We start from the raw sequence: 18,878 nt of genomic DNA, 5'->3' as shown, positions 1-18,878 counted from the left end.
CTGGAGCCTGGTCGACGTTTCGGGGCGGGCCGCCGGCCCGCCCCGAAACGTCACTGCTGGTCCTACTGCTTCTCCGACTCGCCCTGTGCCGATCGCTGGCTCGGCACCGTGGGCTCCTCGGACTTCCAGTTGGTCGAGGCGGGCGGGATCTCGTCGGTCAACGGCCCACCCGGCCGAGCGTCGTCCCGCACCGGCGGCTGGTCGACCCGGGTCGGCGCCGGGTCGGCGGCGGCGTGCCGGGCCACCGTGGCCGGGGTACGACTGCGCGAGACCAGCAGCCCGACGAGGATCAGCACCAGGCCGAGCACGGCGAGCCCGAGCGGTGCGAACACACCGAGGATGTTGAGCTGGTTCCGGCTCTTCTTGGCCCGGTCCACCGAGGACGCCACGGTCTCCTCGTTGTAGGAGAAGTCGGCGTCCAGCAGCGTCACCGGGGTGCCCGTGTTCGGCACGAGCACCTTCTTCTGCTGCTCCCGGACCTTCAGGTAGGAGCCGGTGACCGGGTCCACCCAGACCGTACGGGTGTTGCTGTAGACGACGTCACCCGACGTGGAGCCCGGTGCGAGCGCACCGAGCAGCAGCGCCACCCGGTCGGTGGCCAACGGCAGCTTCTCATCGGTGATGACCTGCTCGTACCGGTACGCCTCGATGCCGTTGATGTCCTCGGTGCCCTTGAACTCGGCCATCCGGGTCTGCCGCAGGTCCCGGTCGAAGACCTCGTAGTTGTCCTTGGCGGAGTTGAACGGGAACTTGTAGACCTGGCCGGCGAACGAGACCTTCTCCGGTGCGCCGCTTTCGTCGAGGAACTGCTCGTTCCACTCCACGGCGGCCGCGGAGACCCGATCCAGTGCCAGCTCGGCGCCGTACGCGCTGACCAGCGCCTTGGTGTCGGTCCGCTCGACGGTCTGGCCGACCCGCCAGACCACCGCGTCACCGGCGAGGTCACCGCTGAGCGCTGCGGTCTTGGCACGCTCCGGGGTGACCTGAACGGTCGACTTCAGGTCCGTCTGATCGACGATGTCGACCGCACCGTTGGTGATCTGAAGGAACGTCGCCGCCCGGGCCTCGGCCACCGACGTCGACGACTCCAGGTCGTAGGGCAGTTTGGTCATCGCGGGCTTGACGACGAACACCAACCCGGCGGCCAGCGCCAGGAGCAGGACGCCGCCGCCGAACAGCACGGCACCCACGGCGCGGTGCTTCATGTTTCCTCCCTGAGGAGCTCAATATCGTCGATGTCAATCAGTGAGATGGCCGCGAGGTTACTACCAAGTCACATAGCCACGCGACCCCCGGTCAGCTCTGATTTCTCCACCGCACCGGGCTGCCGCTCACCGGCCCTCCGCAGTACGAGCACAAAGTTCCACGCCGCCAGCTCGCGAACGCCGGGCACCCGGATCACCCACCGCGCCCACCACGGGTGATAGCGCGGCAACGCGTCCAGCACCTCGACGTCGCGGTTGCCCCGCGCCCAGCGCAGCGTGTCCGAGATCGAGACCGGGAACAGCGTCTCCCGGTAGCGGTTCTTGGGCGGCCGTCCCATCCGCCGCTCGTAGCGACGGCGGGCCCGGGTGCCGCCGAGGTAGTGCCAGGGCGCGGTCTCGTGGCCACCCCACGGCGACAGCCAGGGGGTGTACGACACGAAGATGAGCCCGCCGGGCCGGGTCACCCGCACCATCTCGTCGAGCATCCGGGGTGGCTCGGCGACGTGTTCGACGACGTTTGACGAGAACGCCACGTCCACGCTGCCGGTGCGGATCGGCAGCGCCGTGCCGCTGCCCCGCAACATTCCCGCCACCGACTCACCGGCCGCGGAGAAGTCCCCGACGTCCGGATCCAGTCCGAGGTAGTGGGCACCGGCCTCGCGAAAGGCGGCCGCGAAGTAACCCGGGCCGCCGCCCACGTCGAGCAGCGTCCGGCCGGCCAACTCGGTGTAGCCGGAAACCTGACGTACCGAGTCGGCGGCCAGCAGGCCGTAGAAGTGGTCGGGGTCGGTCTGCTCCACCAGGAACGCCCGGAACAGGGCCACCGACCGGCGCAGCGAGGCGAAACGGCGTCGCTCCGCCCGTCGCGTACGGTCGTCCGCTGCCGTCACCGCGCCACCGTCCCGTCCTCTTCCTCGCCCCGGCCGACAGCCGTGTCCGGCGGCCCGCCGGACGTGCCCGGCGTCACATCATGCGCGATGGTTGGTCCGGGGCGTACACCGGGGACCGGGACGACCGCGGCGACCACCGCGCCGATCGCGACCAGCATCGCCGCCTGCACCCACGACCGGTACGCCCAGTCCTGTCCGTGGCCCTGCAACCGACCGGCCACGGCGGTCACGGTGGCCACGGTCAGCCCGCCGAGCACCACCACCGGCAGCGCGCGTACCGCCAACTGCCGCAGCAGCATCGCGGCCAGCACGATGGCCACCGGAAGCACCCCGCCCAACGCGGCAAGCAGCACCACCAGCAGCACCCCGATCACCCAGGCGGGGGCCTCGGCCGCGATGGCGTCGGCCGCGTACCCGTTGCTCACTGCCCGGCGGCGTACCGGCCAGAGGGCCAGCACCAGCACGCCGGCCACCGCCACCGCGCCGGCTGCCAGTCCGCCCCGGTACGCCCGGTCGGGGGCGAAGACGAGCCGGACCTCGCCGCCGGCGCCGGCCGGCAGCACCCAGGCCTGCTGCCACCCGTCCACCCGGGAACTGGCCAGCGTCTTCCCGTCGAGCGTGGCCGTCCAGCCGGCGTTGGCGTTCTCCGGCACCACCAGCAACGCCCGTTCACCAGCGGCGACCCGGACGGTCCGGTCGGTCGCCGCCCAGTCGAGCACCGTCACCTCCCGATGCCGGGGTCCGGGGCGCGCGTCGGCCTCTGGCCGCAGGGTCGCGTCCTGGACGACGAAGCCCGCCGACGGCGACGTGGCCAGCCGCTGCCCGCCCGCCGGCAGGTCCAGCACCGCGCCGTCCTCGCCGCAGATACGGAGCGGCACCGGCCGTCCGGCCAGCACGTCCGCCAGGCTGGCGGAGACCGACGTGTCGTACCGGAAGCCGCCCAGCTCGACGGCGGGTCCGTCACCGCAGCGCTCCACCACTCGGGTGTCGGTGTCGACCGGGCTCAGCAGGCTCGCCAACGCCGGGATCTCCACCTCCGCGATGCCGGCCGTGGCGGGCCAGCCGTTGCCCCGCAGATCCGCCAGCCGGTGCTCGGTCTCCCGCACCACGATGTCGAGCCGGTCGGTACGCACCGCCGGGAAGGTGACCGTCCCGTCGGCCTCGACCGGCACCTGCACCTCGCGGCCAGGCGTGTGGATCTCCACCTGTCGCGGAAGCGATCCGATCGGTAACTGGCTGCCCCGCAGCCGCAACCGGTCGATGCGACGCTCACCGGACCAGCTCAGCTTCAGGGTGGGCCGCAGGTCTCCGGTGCCGGCCAGCCAGGCCGTTCCCGGGTCACCGTCGATCGCCGCGTACCCGGCCACCGCCGGGTCGCCACTCAGTCGGGACGACGAAGCCGCCCGCACCTTCGTACCGGACAGCGTCAGTTCACCACCCGGCCGCGGCACCGCCGACAACTCCAGCTGATACGTACCGGCGGCCGGGTTGCGGAACAACCGGTCCAGGCCCAGTGGTTCCTCTCCGACCCGGGCGAGGAACCGGTCGCAACGAATCACCGTGCCGGCCGGCCGGGTGGAGGCCCCGCCGGAACCACCAACGGGCGCCGACTCCGGGGTGGTCTGCTGCGCCGGATAGCACGCCGGCCGGTCCGCCGGTCCACGGCTGAGCGCCCAACTGACCGGCGTCGACAGGTCGTCCGGCAGATCAGCCGGGGCCCGCAGCGCTCGGCGTGGTTCGGTGTCCGGGATGGACAGCTCCTCGATGCCGACGGCGCCGTCGAGGCGGCCACCGGCCACCGACAGCACCGTCACCCGGATCCGGCTGGTGGGGCCGGGCAACGTGTAGTACGAGTGACCGCCCAGCGTGGACGCCACCTCATGATCGACCGAACCTCGGTCGGTGGTGAGCCGGAACCGCGTCACCGGCCAGCCCACCGCCAGATCGCTGACGAATGCGAGTCGCACGCTGTCGACCTGACGCGGGGTGTCCAGGTCCACCTGAAGCCACTGGCCGACCGGCCCGACCAGCGGCGCCGAGTGCCAGGCGGTGTCGTACTCCCCGTCGACGGCGGCGAACGGCAGGCGCGAAGGGTCGGCCGGGCCGAGACTGTCCACGAAGCTCGCGGCCGAGGACGCCGTCACCTCGCGGATGCCCTGGTAGGTCGCGGTCGTCTGGTGCTGCTCCCCGGCGAAGGGCAGCACGTCGAGGGCGACGCGGCGCTGCCGCCCCGGCTCGCTCGCGGTCAACGTCTGGGAGAGGTTGTCGCGGACGCGACCGATGTCGCGCTCCCGGCGACGCAGACCGTCCGTGACGATCCACCGGTCGCCGACAGCGTCGTCCGGGGACGCGGCCCGGTCACCCGCGAGCACCACGGGGCGGTCCCGTTCCACCACCCCCTGCTCCAGCAGGGGAAGCAGCGACTCCGGACCACCGCTGACCGTCGGCACGTCGGCGGTCAGCACCACCGAAGCGGCCGGCACCGGCCGCTGCACCTCGTACACCTCGATTGCCGGCGGCGAACCCGCGCCGTCGTCCACCGGGCTGCCGAGTGTCCGGGACAGCGCGTCAGTGGTGCCGAAGGTGGCCACCCGGGCGATGCCGGGCGAGTCGGCCAGCGCCCGGCGCAACACCGTCACCGGCGGCGCGTCCACCTGGTTCCGGTCGATGTCGTTACGCAGCAGCAGGTGTCGGAAACCGGAGCGGGCGAGCAGGTCAGCAAGGCCGGTCGAGCCCCGGCCGCTGGCCAGCACCTCCTCGACGGTGTCCATCATCCGGGTGTTGCCCGCCGAACCCAGCGGCACCTGGTGGCGGACCGCCCACGGCGCTCCGGCCAGCGCCTGCAACGGCTCGTCGACGGTGCGTCCCCAGTCGTACTGCCCGAAGCCGGAGCCGGGCACCACGAGGGTGCGGGCCAGCGCGTCACGGTCGGCCAACCAGGTCGCTGCCGATCGCCAGTGCGGCGGCAGGTCGGACCAACCCGGGCCGGGTCGCAACAGGCCCAGCCACGCCGGTGCGGCAGCACCCAGCACCAGCAGCAGCACCGGTGCGAAGACCAGCGGTCGCAGCCGGATCCCGGGCCGACGGCGGGCCAGGGCGTGATGCATCCGGGTGGCCACCGCGTCGACGCCGTGCGCGAAACCGAGCATCAGCGGCAGCCGCAGCACCGGATCGAGCTTGTGAACGTTGCGGAACGGCGCCAACGGGCCGTCCAGCAGATCACGGACCAGCCCGGAGACCGGGCTGTCCACCGCACCGACGTAGCCGATGGTGAGCAGGGTCAGCCCGGTGAGGAAGCCGGCCACCAGAAAGCGTCGCTGCGGCAGCAGGTTGCCGGCCAGCCCGGCCAGCCCGACCAGCGCCACCACCGCGGTCAGCGCCATCAGCACCGGATGGTCGATCAGCAGCCAGCCCGCCGGCCACCACGGCTCGCCCTGCACGATGTACGCGACCCACTGGTTGGTGCCACGTACCGCCTGGAACAGGGAGGCCACCGCGGTGGTCGTGGTGGACGACTCGATGTAGTCGAGGAAGGGGAGGCTGTACTGGCCGAGCAGCAGAAGCGGCACGATCCACCACAGGCAGACCCCGATGACGCAGGCACACCACCAGGCGACCAGCCGTACGTGCTGGGCGTCCCACCGTCGGGTGAGCAACCAGACGCCGGGCAGCAGCAGCGCCATCAGCACCACCGCCGCGTTGATCCCGCCCATCCCGAGCACCGCCAGGGCGGAGAGCGCGGCGGCCCGGCGCGGAGAACCGATCCGGCGTACGGTCACCAGCGGCAGCAGCACCCACGGCAGCATCGAGGCGGCAAGCGTCTCCGACGAGAGCGCGCCGACCTCGGTGAGGATGCGCGGGGCCAACGCGTAGCCGAGCGCCGCCGCGTACCGCGTCGGCTCGGTGCCGATCTGCAGCGCCCGGGCCAGCCGCAGCAGCCCGTAGAAGGCGGCAGCCAGCAGCAGTGCCGTCCACAACCGCTGCGTGACCCACGGCGGCACCGCCAGCCACTGCCCGGCGGCGAAGAACGGTCCCATCGGGAACAGGTAGCCGTACGCCTGGTTCTGCAACTCCCCCGAGGTGGCTTCCGGGTTCCACAGGTGCAGCGCCCGGGCCATGAAGTGGATCGGGTTCGCGGCCAGGTCGAGTTTGGTGTCGAAGGTGACCTGACCGGGCCGCTGACCGAAGGCGATCGCGGTGAGCAGCAGCAGCGACAGCAGCGTGCCGGGCGAGCGGCGCAGCATCGACAGCCCGCTGCCGGGTGAGCGGCGCAGCCGCGCCGGAATTCTCCTCATCGGCGGCACTCCGGTGGCAGGCAACTCAGGTCGGCCAGCGCCGAGAAGAAGATGCGCCGCATCCCGCCCGGCTGCTCGGTGACGAATACCCGGCCGCCGGTGACCTTCGTGATGGCCTTCAGCTCCTCCGGGTCGATGTCCGCGCCGAGACCGATGAAGATGATCGGCAGGGGGCGGCGTGGTTCCTGCAACCGCTTGAGCTCGGCGAGGAAGTCGGCCCGCCCGATGGTGTCGTCGTCCTCGTTGCGTCCGTCGGTCATCACGAGCACCAGGTTGATCCGACCCGGTGTCCAGTTACGGCGCGCGTCGCGGTACGCGGCCAGCGTGCTGTCGTACAGCCCGGTGCCGCCCTGCGGCTTGACCGCGATCTCGGCCAACGCCTCGGCCAACCGTTTGCGCTGGCCACCCAGCGGACGCACCGGCAGGACCTCGCGGTAGTCCCGGTCGCCGTCGACCCTGGTGGAGAAGGCCCAGATGCCGAGTTCGCTGTTGTCCAGCAGGAGCGCCGCACCCTCCCGAGCAGCCCGCACCGTGGCGTCGAGTCGGGTGCCACCGGCCGGTACCGGTGCCGCCATCGAGCCGGAGATGTCCAGCAGGGTGAGGATCCGGGCGCTGCGCTGGACGCCACTCCAACCGGTCAACACGTCGCTGACCGTCTCCTCGGCGGGTAGCGGCACCGGACGGCGTTCCTCGGCCCGCAGCCGGTCGTCCTCCGGCATGGCCGGCGGGAAACCGGCCGCGGTCCGGAAACCGTAATCGGCGAACACCTCCCGCGCCTCGCCGGTCAGCAACGTGTCGAGGAACGCGCCACCGGCGTCCCGAGCCCGTCCCTGCGCGGCGGGCAGCACCACGTACGGCAGGTCCAGCCAGGGCACGTCGACCTCCGGATACGCCGCCACCAGCTTGCCGCTGGCCGCCAGCGCGTTGTGTTCCAGCACCGCCTGCTCGCTGGCGGCGACGACGCTCACCCGACCCGGCAGGTCCTGGTTCGGAGTCAACGAGCTGGCCTCCTCGGCCGGGCTGAAGGTCCGCTCGGCGAGCCGACGCAACGTGGCCGCCACCGTCGCGGCCGAGTCCCGGTTGTCGTCGGCCAGTGCGCGGGCGCCGAGCAGGGCGCCGACCCCGGCCGGGTCGGCCGCCGGGTCGGGCAGCCCGACCTGGACAGTGCTCGCCCGGGTACCCAGGAGCGACGCCCAGTTCAGCCGCTTGTCCGGCCAACCGGATCGACGCGCGATCCGCTCGGTGACGGCCAGTACCACCGGAGTGCTCGCCACCGACGTGCCCTGTCCGGGCACCTCGAAAGCACCGGCGGCACGGGCCCGGCGCAGCCAGAACGTCGATTCCGGCAGCCACGCGTCGGCCACGTCGCCGTCGTTGGCGAGTTCCCGGGCGACCGCCGCCGACGGCCGGGCCTGCACCTCGACGGAGACACATGGTTGGCTTCCGGCGTTGGCTCGGGCCACCCGGTCGAGGGCCGGGGCGATCACCGGAGCCGCCACCACCCGGAGGCGGACCTGTTCGACACAGGTCGGGGTGCCCCGATCGGCCCGGATGTACGACACCGCCGCCCAGCCGGCAAGCAGCAGCACCAGGGCGGCGCTGAGCAGCACCACCGGTGAACGGCGGGACAGGACGCGCGCCGGCGCGGGACGGTCGGCAACCACCGCCGCCTCACCTCCTCGTCACGCCTGCGGACGATGTCCCGCCGCAGGTCACAACACCTGCCGCGACGAAATCGGGCACCAGACACCGGGCATCGCACGCGGTTGCGCTGCACACCCTGCCAAGGTTTCCGCCCGTCGGCAAACCCCTCGTCCACGACCCGTTACCGGATCGTCGCCGCCAGATCTGCCCATTGCGCAGCCGGGCCGGACCGCCCTAGGGTGGCGCGATCGTGCTCACTTACTCACCAGTAGGAGCAGCGTGGACAACACCGACACCCCCTCCCGCCACGTCCTGTTCCTCAACTGGCGAGACACCACCAATCCCGAGGGCGGCGGCTCGGAGGTCTACATCGAGCGGATCGCCGCCGAACTGGTCACCTTCGGTCACCGGGTGACTCTGCTCTGTGCGGCTCACGGCAACGCCGGGCCGGCCGGGACCACCGAATCCGGCGTACGTGTGCTGCGTCGCGGCTCGCGGATGACCGTGTACCTCCGGGCGGCGCTGGTCTGCCTCGCCGGCCGGTTCGGCCTGGGCCCGCTGAGCCGGCGCGGTCTCGGCCGACCGGACCTGATCGTCGACGTCTGCAACGGGGTGCCGTTCTTCGCCCCGCTCTACGCCGGGCGGCCGGTCATCGCGCTGGTCCACCACGTCCACCGGGAGCAGTGGCCGGTGGTGTTCGGGCCGTGGATGTGCCGGCTCGGCTGGTGGATCGAATCCTGGCTCGCGGTACGGCTCTACCGGCGGTGCCGCTACGTCACGGTCTCCGAGGCGACCCGCGCCGAGCTGGCGACCCTCGGCGTCGACGCCGAACGGATCGACGTGGTACCCAACGGAACCCCTCCGGTTACCGGTCCGTCCCTGCCCCGCACCCGCAACCCGTCGCTGCTGGTGCTCGGCCGCCTGGTTCCGCACAAGCGGGTCGAGATCGCCCTGCGTACCGTCGCCGAGCTGGCCGCGGAGCTACCCGAGTTGGAGCTGGTGGTGGCCGGACAGGGGTGGTGGGAGGAGCCGCTGCGCGAGCGATGCGCCGCCCTCGGGATCAGCGACCGGGTACGGTTCACCGGCTTCGTCAGCGAGGAGGAGAAGCACGCCCTGCTCTGCTCGGCCTGGCTCGCGCTCACCCCGTCACTCAAGGAGGGCTGGGGTCTGACCATCGTGGAGGCCGCCGCACGCAGCACCCCGACCGTGGCCTTCAGGTACGCGGGCGGGGTCGCCGAGGCGATGGTCGACACGGAGACCGGCCTGCTCGTCGATGACGAACAGGAGTTCACGGCGGCCGTTCGGGAACTGCTCGCCGACGATGTCCGGCGCAAGGCGATGGGCGAGGCGGCACTGTCCCATGCCGCCCGCTACACCTGGACAGCGACCGGTGCCCGGTTCGCCCAGCTGGTCACGGCGGCAACCCTTCGCACCGGCTGACCAGCCGATCAAGCCGGCCGATCAGCCCGCTGAGTCGGCCGGCTCGATCGGCCGCGCTCAGGCCGTCGATCCCGGACACGGCGGAAAGGCGCCCGCGTGCTGCGGGCGCCTTTCCGCCGTTCGAGGTCAGCGCGTGCCGTACAGCGGGGCCTCGGTCTGCTCACTCACCTTGGAGTTGGCAGCCTCCTTGGCGGACGGGCTGAGCACGTTCGCCAGACCGACGCTGCCGAGCATGCCGAGCACGACCCCGAGTACCCCGACGGCGACGAACGCGGGCAGGTTCCTCATCCACCTTCTCCTTCCGCGGGACTCGCGTGCCGGGACGCTACCACGCGGTAGCACCATTGCGCAGTGCCCGAAAAAACGAGGACCAGCACCACCGTTCCGGCCAACAGGTGCGCCAGGCCCACCGGGCCGGGGTGGCTCGGCCGCGCTGCCGGACGCCACGCCGGGTTCTCGTACAACGCCAGCTCGGCACCGGCGTACACCGGTCGCAGTCCGGCCAAGGTCGCCGGGTCCGGGGTCGGGCCGGCGGCGCGCTGCACCAGCACCCAGCGGGGCCCGGCCGCCGCCACCGGCTCGCCGGCCGCGAGCAGCTCACGCAGCCGGGCGGCGCGCGGGTCCTCACCGGCGACCGCAGTACCGTCCACCCGCAAAGTGTCGTCGATCAGGACCGGCACGCCGAGGTAACGAGGTGCCGGATCGATCACCACCCGGCCACCGTTCCACGCGTAGCTCTGATACTCCTGGAACGGCAGCGACACCACCTCGCCGGGCCGCTCGTCGACGAGCCGCGCCACCGTGTCCCAGTCCGCCGGCCACGCCACCGGCCGCAGCCGTCCCGCGCCGCCGACGGCGAGGTCGGGCATCACCGCCAACGGCAGCAGCGCCGCGCCGGCCAGCAGCACCCGCCCGGTGGCCGGGTCGAACCGGGCCGCGAGGCGTCCGAACAGCCGCTCCGCGCCGAGCGCCCCGGTGACCGCCAGCAGCAGCACGTACGGCACCAACAGTTTCTGCCCGTCGCGGAGCAACCCGGCGCCGGGCACGGCGGTGACCAACCAGCCCAGCAGACCGGCCCCGCCGGGCAACACTCCGAGCGCGGCACCCAGCCACGAGGCGATCGCCAACAGCCCGAGCCGACCGACGACCGGCCGCGACCAGCGACGCCACAGCACCGGCACGCCGAACCCGGCGACCGCCAGCACCAGCAGCGTCGCCAGCGGTATCAGCCATCCGCTGCGGGAGGCCGGGGTGGCCTGTCCGTTCCAGATGCCACCGGTGCCGGCCAGCGCCACCAGCGGCCCCGCCCAGTTCTCCGCGCGGGCGGCGAAGACCGCCACGCCGGCCGGGTCGGACCGGCCGGTCCCCGTGCTGACGAAGCCGGCCACCAGCCACGGCGCGTTCAACAGCAGCGTCGTACCCACCCCGGTCAGCGCCGTCCGGGCCGCCCCCGGGTACCGGCCGACCAGCAGCACGGTGACCACGACCAGGGCGAGCAGCCCGCCGGTCGGCGTGATCGAGGACGCCGCCACCGCCAGCAACAGCCGACGCAGGGAACCCCGCTCGGCGTCACGCAACCCGATCGCGGCCCGCACCAGCCAGGGCAACGCGGCGTACGCGACCAGCAGCCCCCACTGCCCGATCAGCAGACGCTCTGCCAGATACGGCGTCCACGCGTACCCGAGGGCGGCCACCACCCGCACTCCGACCCGCTCCGTCGGTACCAGCCGCGCGGCACCCAGTGCGGCCAGGTAGAGAATCGCCACCAGCACCAGTCGTTGCAGCAGCCACCCCGGGAGCAGCTGCGAGGCCAGCGCCACCACGGCGTCCTGCGGGACGGCCCGGGGCAGGGCCGTGGCCGGGGCGATCACCTCCCAGCTCAACGTCGGCCGGGGCACGAAGACCATGTCGTAGCGCAGCACGTACCCGGGCAGGGCCAGCGGTGCGAGCACCACCGCCGCCACGGCGGCGGCCACCGCGTGCGGCACCAGCCGTTCCCGCATCCGTCGACCTCACCACTGCCGGTGCGCGGCGACCGACCGCGCTGGTGGCGGCCACTGTACGCGGCCGGCGGCGACCCTCCCCTGTCACCACCGAACCATCCGTTGACCTGATGGGATGGGCGACCCTGGGTGTGGCAGTCTTCCCGCCATGGCAGCGAACCCTTCTCCACCTCCCCTCACGGTCGACCGGACCGGTGGGCCGGACGTGCTGCGTCCGGGCCGGGTTGGTGAGGGTACGTCGATGGCTGCGGACAGTGCCTCCGCGTCCGCTCGCACCGGTTGGCTGGGTACGGACCGGATCCGGACGGCGGCGCTCGCCATCGTCGCGCTCAGCGTGCTGTGGCGTGCCCAGGTGGCCTCCGGCGGCTTCCTGGCGGCTGACGACTACGTGATGATCACGCAGGCGGCGGAGTCGAACCTGACCGTCGAGCACCTGCTCGCCCTCTACAACAACCACCTCATGCCCGGCGGTCGGTTGCTCACCTGGCTGATCACCGAACACGTCGGCATGGCCTACTGGCCGTACGTGCTGCTGATGGCGATCGGCCAGGCGATCCTCGGCATCACCTTCTTCCGGCTGCTGCGTCGACTGCTGCAACCGTCCTGGCTGCTGCTCCTGCCGCTCGGGGCGCTGATGTTCAGCCCGCTGACCCTGGAGGCCACGTCCTGGTGGGCGGTCGGGGTCAACATGCTGCCGATGCAGATCGCCATGGTGCTCGCGGTGGGCGCGCAGGTCAGCTATGTGCAGACCCGACGCAAACGGCACCTGGTCACGCTGGCCCTCTCCGTACTGCTCGGCCTCGTCTTCTTCGAGAAGGCGATTCTGGTCGTGGCGCTCGTCTTTCTGCTCACCGCTGCCCTCTACGCCGAAGGCGGCTTCTTCCGCACCATCTGGACCACCATCCGCCGCTGGTGGCCGTCGTGGTTGTTGCTCACCGTCCTGTCGCTCGGCTTCCTCGCCGCCTACCTGGGCAACTCGGAGTCTTCCCTGCGACGGCCGGCATCGGCCGGTGAGGTGTTCTCCTTCCTCACCCAGATGCTCGGGTCCACTGTGGTGCCGGGCCTGGTGGGCGGACCATGGCAGTGGCTGGGGGCAGGAGACGGCGCCCCGGTCGCGGCACCACCGGAACTCGGCACCTGGGTGGCCTGGACGATCTTCGTGGCCCTGGTCGTGGCGACCGTCCGCCGTCGCCGTCGCGCCGGACGCGCCTGGCTGCTGCTCGGGTCGTACCTGGTGCTGGTGGCCGCGATGCTTGCCGCAACCCGGCTCGGTTCGACCTTCAGTGGGGTCGCTGGCGGCGTTCCCCGTTACGTCAGTGACGTCGTCGTGGTGGCCGCCATCTGTCTCGGCGTCGCCGTGGTGGGGCTGGCCCGGCCGTCCCGGTTCCCCGACGCGACCGAGTCACCCACCGTCGATACGCCTCGAACGGCGCCCATGGCCCTCCCGGAACCGAGAGACGGCCGGGCCCCGGACAGCGGCGTCCCGCAGACCGTGGCCGCGCCGAGCGCCACAGCACCGCCGGAAGGCCCGACCGCGTCGGTGCTGGCCGAGTCGGTCCGGACCGGACGGCCCGCGCGGGTGGTGGCCCGGCTCGGCGTCATCCACGCCGAAGCCCCCGTCGACCCCGAGCCGGATCCGGCATCGACGACCGCGCCGGACGTGACCCCGCCGACGGCATCCGTCGCCGACTCCGTGCCGGACGCCGAGGCCGGTGCCGTCCGCGCCCCTGATCCGGTCGTCGAGCCGCACCCCAGCAGCCCCCCGGATGCCGGTGACGCCTCGACCGCCGGCCCACCGCCACGCGACGCCGACGACCGACCGACCGGGCCGGACCGGCGACCACCGGCCGCCACCCCTTCCGACCCGCTCGGGCCTCCTCCTCCCGGGCTGCTCGGCCCACTGCCCGAGCGCTACCGGGAGGCGGTGAACGTGATGCTTGCCCTGATGCTCGTCGCCGTCTGCCTGGGCACGGTGTGGACCACGTCCCGCTACAGCGACGAGTGGGCAGTCAAGTCGAGCCGGTCGTACATCGACACCGTTCGGATCGAGATGGCCAGCGCGCCGCCCGACACGGTGTTCTTCGACGCTCCGGTCCCGGACAACGTCGTACCGAGCCTGTCCTGGCCGTACAACCTGCAGTCACGCTTCTTCCGCGCCTTCGGCACCCGTCCCACGTACGTGGACGAGGCCGACCACGTCTCGGTCTTGGACGCCCTCGGCCGAATCCAGGTGGCTACGATCGTCGGTAGCACGATCCAGCCGGGACCGCAGGAAGGCTGCGGCTACCTGGTCGCCAGCGGGCAGACGGTACGGATGCCGCTCAACGAGCCCCGGGACGACTGGCACTGGGTGGCCCGTATCGGCTACCTCAGCTCGGCGGACGGCACAGCCACCCTGCGGTTCGGCACCGGCACCGCCGAGTTCCCCGTCAAGAAGGGCCTCAACCAGCGCTTCTTCCGCATCGTCGGTGGCGGGGACGCGGTCGAACTGACGGTGGCCGGTAGCGACGTGTCGCTCTGCACCAACGAGATCGCGATCGGCAACCCGGCACCCAAGCCCGAGTAGGCCCAAGCCGGCGGGCGGCGGGGCAAACCGCGTCCCGCCGCCCGCCGGTCACCCGGGCCCGAACAGCCCGGTCACTCGGGCCGGAACAGCACCGAGTTGACGTACCGGGGGCGGGGCCACACGACCCGGCGCGCGAAGCCCTGACCCACCCGGGCGATCGCCGCGCGCTGATGCCCACCGAGGTCGAAGTCGGCCAACGGCACCCACGTCCGATCCGGCAGCACGTACCCGCGATAGCCCCAGCCGGTCAGCAGGTCCAGCAGCGGCTCCACCGGCTGGATCCGCTCCTCGACCTCGATCAGCAGCACCGGACGGTCCCGCCGGACGGTCCGCTCCGCACCGCGCAGGGCGGGTAGTTCGTGACCCTCGATGTCGAGCTTGATGAAACGCACGTCGGTCAGGTCGAGCGAGTCCAGCGTGATCCTTCGGACCGAGACCGCAGGGCCCTGGGCCGCGTCCTCCAGGGAGGAGGTGCCGACGATCGCCCCACCCTCCGGCAGGTAGAGGGTGGCCGTGCCCTCGTGGTCGGAGACGGCTGCTTCGACCACCTCGACCTGCGGGAAGGCCACTCGGAGCTGCCCGGCCAGCGCCGTGGTCGGCTCCACCGCAACCACCCGGTCGGCTCGGCGGAGCAGTCGGGCCGTCCACGGCCCGTACCAGGCACCCACGTCGACAGCGGTGCCCCCGGCCGGAACGAAATCGGTGAGCCGGGCAAGTTCCGGCTCCACCCGTGGGTACGCGCGGCGGATCGCTCCCGCCAGCAGGCGGGCAGGTAGCAGCGCCGCCAGTCCGGAGGTCGCGGCGGGGGCCAGCTTCGTCGACGCCATGGGGCAGCACACTAGACGTTTCCGGGCCTGCTGGGCAGGGGCCACCGGTGCGGGGCTGTCGGAACTGTCGAGCTGCCGATACCGTCTTCCGGTCGGGCCGCCGTCCCGACCGGATCGCGGCCCGAAGACGCCGGGTCGTCCGCGCGGACGACCGACACGACGCGGAGTGGCATGGCCCAGACCACGAGCAGGGACGTCGCACGGGTGCGACTCGGCGCGGCGGGTGCCGCGGTCACGGTCGCGACCGTGGTGACAAATGCGCTGGCGTACGTCGTCCCGATGCTCGGTGCGCGCCGGCTCACTGCCGCCGACCTGGGCGCGCTGGCGACGGTGCTCGCGCTGGCCGCGATCGCGGCGGTACCCGGTTTCGGTCTGCAGATCGCGGTGGCCGCCCACCGGGCACGGAGGGGCGCTGGTGACACCGGCCGTCTCGGGTTGCGAACCGCAGCCCTCACGGCTGGGGTGACAGTCGCCGCGGCACCGATCCTGACCATCGCCCTGCGGCTGCCGCTGGCACTCACGCTGCTGCTCGCGACCACCACGTTCGCCACCGTGCTCAGCGGCCGGTGGCTCGGAGAACTCCAGGGGCAGCAGCGTTTCCTGCGGCTCGCCGCGGCCATGGTCGCGGTGGCCGTCGGCCGCTACGGGGGACTGGTCGCCGGGCTGCTGCTCGGCCAGGGACCGGAAATGTGCCTGTTCCTGACCAGCCTGACCGGCCTGTTGGCGCTGCCGCTCCTGGCCCGTCTCGCCAGTACGCCCGAGTACCCGCGACCAGTCGACCCGACCACGCCCGGCCCCTCTGACGTCGATGTGACCGGGACAGCCCCTGTTCCGAGCCCCGCTGTGCAGCGGCTGGGGGCACGGCAGGTGATGACGGCGTGCGGAGCGACGCTGGCGATGCTCACCATTTCGTACGCGGACCTGATCCTGGCCCGTCAACTCCTACCGGCGGCCGCCTCCGGCGCGTACGCCGTCGGCGCGGTCCTCACCAAGGGCGCCCTCTGGGCGCCCCAGGTCGTCACGCTGCTGGTGCTGCCCCGGTTGGCCCAGGGTGATCGGCGGGCCCGGCTGGTGGCACTGGCGCTGATCCTGACGTGCGGGGCGGTCCTGGTGGTCAGTTCGGCGGTCGCCGGCGAGCTGGCCTTCCGGCTCGTCGGCGGCGCCGACTACCTGCACCTGGCCGGGACGGCGCCGATGTTCGCGGCCGTCGGAGCGCTCTACGCGATGGTGTTCATGCTGGTGAACGATCGGGTGGCGACCGCCGCCCGATGGCCCGCCGCGCCGCTGTGGCTGGCGACGGCCGGTTTGACGGCGGCAACCGCGCTGATCGCGCCACGCACCGTGACGGGAGTGCTGACCTGCTCGCTGGCCGTCGCCACCCTGGCTGCCGTGGTGATGGCCTGGCTGGTGTTCGGGCGCGGTCGGCGCTGACCCGCGGAAGACCCGACCGTCACCATGAGTGATAATTCGGCATGCTCGCCACGCCGAACGGGCACGACTGGAGATCCGTGCCGACTCAGGCTCCCCGACGGTGGTCTGGTTGGCTACCGTGGTTCTCTTCCGGAGAAGGAACCCCGGCTCCGCACGCGGTATGTCGCTAAGAGGTAGTTGTGACGCTGTACGGCGAAGAACGTCCCCCGCCGGCCGACGACCGGCCCACGGTGCAGGTGGCTGCGGTCAACTGGCCGATCGAGGAGCCGGCGCGCCCGGCACCCGTCCCGCCGGGCAGTGACCGCCCCCGGTCCCGCCGGTTCCGGCTGCTACTCGCCTCCGGCGTGGCCACCGCCGTGCTCGGCTCGATGGGCGCGGTGGCCGTCTGGGCGTACGCGGGCGACGTGCCGCGCGGCACCAGCGTGCTCGGCACCGAGCTCGGTGGGCGCAGCCGGACGGAGGCCGCGCGGGAGCTGCGGGCGCAACTGGACCGCCGGGCCGCCGAACTTCAGGCCCCCATCCAGGTACGCGTTGGCGAGCGGACAGCTGAGATCAACCCCGCCGAGGTGGGGCTCACCGTCGACGTGGACGCCACCGTGGCCGCCGCCGCCGCGACGAACGCCCACGCGGTGGACCGCCTGGTCGGGTCGCGGGAGGTCGAGCCGGTTGTCTCGGTCGACGTGCCGAAGCTGGAGACCGCCCTGACGAAGCTCGTGGGCGACCAGGGCCGGAAGATGACCATGCCGGCGATCACCTTCTCCGGCACCAAGCCGAAGGTGCGCTACCCGAAGCCCGCCCTCACCATCGACCCGGAGCACTCCGCCGAGGCCGTCAAGCAGGGCTGGTTGAGCGGGCAGCCGGTGACTGTTCCGCTGGTCGAGAACCACCCGGCCACCACCGCCGAGGAGGTGGACCGATTGGTCGCCGAGCTGGCCGAGCCGGCCGTGGCGGCACCGGTCAAGCTGACCACCGAGCGTGGTTCGGTCACCATCCCGCCGGAGGCCATCGCGAAGGGCCTCCGTTTCAAGGCCGACAAGACCGGCAAGCTCACGCCCAGCGTGGACGTCAAGAAGCTGAAGGCCGCGCTCGGAAGCAAGCTCGACAGCGTCGAGGTGGCTCCGAAGAACGCCACGATGACCATCTCCGGCGGCAAGCCGAAGGTGGTAGACGGGCGAGCCGGCAAGCAGGTCGACACCGGCGACCTCGGCCCTGACCTGCTCGCCGTACTCCCTCGCGGCGAGGGTCGTACGGTCTCCGCCGACCTCAAGCCGGTCGAGCCGAAGCTCACCGCGGCGAAGCTGCGCAGCCTGGGGATCAAGGAGAAGGTGTCCTCCTTCACCACCAACTTCACCGGCGGGCTCTCCTCGCCGCGCAGCCAGAACATCGTGACGATCGCCAACGACGTGAAGGGGACTGTGGTTCTGCCGGGCGAGACGTTCTCGCTGAACGGTCACACCGGCGAACGCGGCTACGCACAGGGCTACCGTGACGCGCCGGTGATCCTCGACGGCAAGCTGGTGCCGGGCGTCGGCGGCGGCACCTCGCAATTCACGACGACTCTTTTCAACGCCTCCTACTACGCCGGCCTGGAGGACGTCGAGCACAAGCCACACTCGTACTACTTCAGCCGGTACCCGGCGGTCATCGAGTCGACCATCTTCTGGCCCAACCTCGACTTCAAGTTCCGCAACAACACCGACTACGGCGTTCTGATCGACACCTCCTACACCGGCAGTTCGCTTACGGTGTCGATGTGGAGCACGAAGATCTGGGACAGCGTGAAGACCGAGTACGGCCCCCGGCGGAACATCACCTCGCCGAAGACCGTCTACCTGGAGCCCGGGCCGACCTGCATTCCCGCCAGCGGCAGCCAGGGCTTCACGCAGGACGCGTTCCGGGTCATCAAGAAGGACGGCAAGGTCGTCAAGCGGGAGAAGTTCAGCTGGACCTACAGCGCCGAGCCGCGCTTCATCTGCGCCAAGGAACCCACCTGACGTCCGCCGGGCACCCAGCTCCGTCACGACCCCGCCAGCCTCGGCCGGCGGGGTCGTTTGTTGTCCAGGCTCTCTCGTCGAACTTGCCGCTATGCCCGACCGGGTTCGCGATGGTGCCGCTTATCCAAGTCATCGGGCGACGGCGTCGGAACCGCCCGTTCCTCCTGCACCCGGATCTCCGCACGAGATCGATGGGCAGCCGGATGCCAGATCTCCTCGAACGGACCCATCATCTCGCCGCCGACACCGCGGCGACGAACACGAACTCCAAGCCAGGCGAGCGCGCCCAGGATCGCGGCCAGACAGGCGATCACCACCAGGAACACCAGCACACCATCCACGAACCGAGCCTAGGGCAGATCGGGCGTCCGTCGTGACCGGGGAAGGGTGCGCAGGCCGACACGATCCAGAAACGCGTTCAGGGCCACCCTGGTGGGTGGCCCTGAACGGGAAGAATGTCCGGCGGTGTCCTACTCTCCCACACCCTCCCGGGTGCAGTACCATCGGCGCTGGAGGGCTTAGCTTCCGGGTTCGGAATGAGACCGGGCGTTTCCCCTCCGCCATGACCGCCGTAACCTTATCA

At 71.8% G+C, this 18,878-nt stretch carries 12 protein-coding genes and 1 rRNA gene; 4 read left to right on the top strand and 9 right to left on the bottom strand.

From position 1 onward, the window contains the following. Nucleotides 1-62 precede the first annotated feature (62 nt). The 4 genes from KBX50_RS25820 to KBX50_RS25805 all read right to left on the bottom strand — a co-directional run bounded on the left by KBX50_RS25820 (nucleotide 63) and on the right by KBX50_RS25805 (nucleotide 8,054). Nucleotides 63-1,205, bottom strand: coding sequence for a DUF3068 domain-containing protein (locus tag KBX50_RS25820; protein WP_210940277.1), 1,143 nt, complete (start codon nucleotides 1,203-1,205; stop codon nucleotides 63-65). Between the two features lie 68 nt (nucleotides 1,206-1,273). After that, a complete protein-coding gene (locus KBX50_RS25815; RefSeq protein ID WP_210940276.1) occupies nucleotides 1,274-2,095 on the bottom strand; it encodes a bifunctional 2-polyprenyl-6-hydroxyphenol methylase/3-demethylubiquinol 3-O-methyltransferase UbiG in 822 nt (273 codons plus the stop codon). Next, the gene (locus tag KBX50_RS25810; protein ID WP_247674436.1) at nucleotides 2,092-6,390 is read right to left on the bottom strand and encodes an alpha-(1->3)-arabinofuranosyltransferase; all 4,299 of its coding nucleotides are present in this window, start codon (nucleotides 6,388-6,390) and stop codon (nucleotides 2,092-2,094) included. The genes KBX50_RS25815 and KBX50_RS25810 overlap by 4 nt, the downstream gene beginning before the upstream one ends. Beyond that, a complete protein-coding gene (locus tag KBX50_RS25805; RefSeq protein WP_210940274.1) occupies nucleotides 6,387-8,054 on the bottom strand; it encodes a substrate-binding and VWA domain-containing protein in 1,668 nt (555 codons plus the stop codon). Before KBX50_RS25805 ends, KBX50_RS25810 begins: the two co-directional genes overlap by 4 nt. A gap of 259 nt (nucleotides 8,055-8,313) precedes the next feature. Between KBX50_RS25805 and KBX50_RS25800 the strand changes: the two genes are divergently transcribed. After that, nucleotides 8,314-9,474 carry a glycosyltransferase family 4 protein gene (locus tag KBX50_RS25800; protein ID WP_210940273.1) on the top strand — a complete coding sequence of 387 codons (1,161 nt, stop codon included), beginning with the start codon at nucleotides 8,314-8,316 and terminating at the stop codon, nucleotides 9,472-9,474. Between the two features lie 126 nt (nucleotides 9,475-9,600). On the opposite strand, the gene KBX50_RS25795 is transcribed toward KBX50_RS25800, so the two are convergent. Together KBX50_RS25795 and KBX50_RS25790 are read right to left on the bottom strand one after the other, a co-directional pair. Further along, nucleotides 9,601-9,762, bottom strand: coding sequence for a hypothetical protein (locus tag KBX50_RS25795; RefSeq protein WP_013736401.1), 162 nt, complete (start codon nucleotides 9,760-9,762; stop codon nucleotides 9,601-9,603). Next, nucleotides 9,759-11,477, bottom strand: coding sequence for a hypothetical protein (locus KBX50_RS25790; protein WP_210940272.1), 1,719 nt, complete (start codon nucleotides 11,475-11,477; stop codon nucleotides 9,759-9,761). The genes KBX50_RS25795 and KBX50_RS25790 overlap by 4 nt, the downstream gene beginning before the upstream one ends. A gap of 241 nt (nucleotides 11,478-11,718) precedes the next feature. On the opposite strand from KBX50_RS25790, the gene KBX50_RS25785 reads away from it, so the two are divergent. After that, entirely contained in the window at nucleotides 11,719-14,043 is a 2,325-nt protein-coding gene (locus KBX50_RS25785) for a hypothetical protein (RefSeq protein WP_210940271.1), read from the top strand. Between the two features lie 71 nt (nucleotides 14,044-14,114). Here the strand turns inward: KBX50_RS25785 and KBX50_RS25780 are convergent, their stop codons facing one another. Continuing rightward, nucleotides 14,115-14,870: an FkbM family methyltransferase gene (locus KBX50_RS25780; protein ID WP_210940270.1), complete on the bottom strand. Its 756-nt coding sequence runs from the start codon at nucleotides 14,868-14,870 to the stop codon at nucleotides 14,115-14,117. A 171-nt stretch (nucleotides 14,871-15,041) separates the two neighbouring features. On the opposite strand from KBX50_RS25780, the gene KBX50_RS25775 reads away from it, so the two are divergent. Together KBX50_RS25775 and KBX50_RS25770 are read left to right on the top strand one after the other, a co-directional pair. Then, entirely contained in the window at nucleotides 15,042-16,301 is a 1,260-nt protein-coding gene (locus tag KBX50_RS25775) for a polysaccharide biosynthesis protein (RefSeq protein ID WP_210940269.1), read from the top strand. Nucleotides 16,302-16,480: 179 nt separating this feature from the next. Further along, nucleotides 16,481-18,295 carry a VanW family protein gene (locus KBX50_RS25770; protein ID WP_210940268.1) on the top strand — a complete coding sequence of 605 codons (1,815 nt, stop codon included), beginning with the start codon at nucleotides 16,481-16,483 and terminating at the stop codon, nucleotides 18,293-18,295. Nucleotides 18,296-18,384: 89 nt separating this feature from the next. Here KBX50_RS25770 and KBX50_RS25765 read toward each other — a convergent pair whose 3' ends face one another. Beyond that, entirely contained in the window at nucleotides 18,385-18,636 is a 252-nt protein-coding gene (locus KBX50_RS25765) for a hypothetical protein (protein WP_210940267.1), read from the bottom strand. Nucleotides 18,637-18,752: 116 nt separating this feature from the next. Continuing rightward, nucleotides 18,753-18,869, bottom strand: a 5S ribosomal RNA gene (gene rrf / locus KBX50_RS25760). Nucleotides 18,870-18,878 lie beyond the last annotated feature (9 nt).

The organism is Micromonospora sp. C51 (assembly GCF_018070435.1).
In the GTDB taxonomy this organism is placed as follows: Bacteria; Actinomycetota; Actinomycetes; order Mycobacteriales; family Micromonosporaceae; genus Micromonospora; species Micromonospora sediminimaris.
This window is presented reverse-complemented; position numbering and strand designations above follow the sequence as displayed.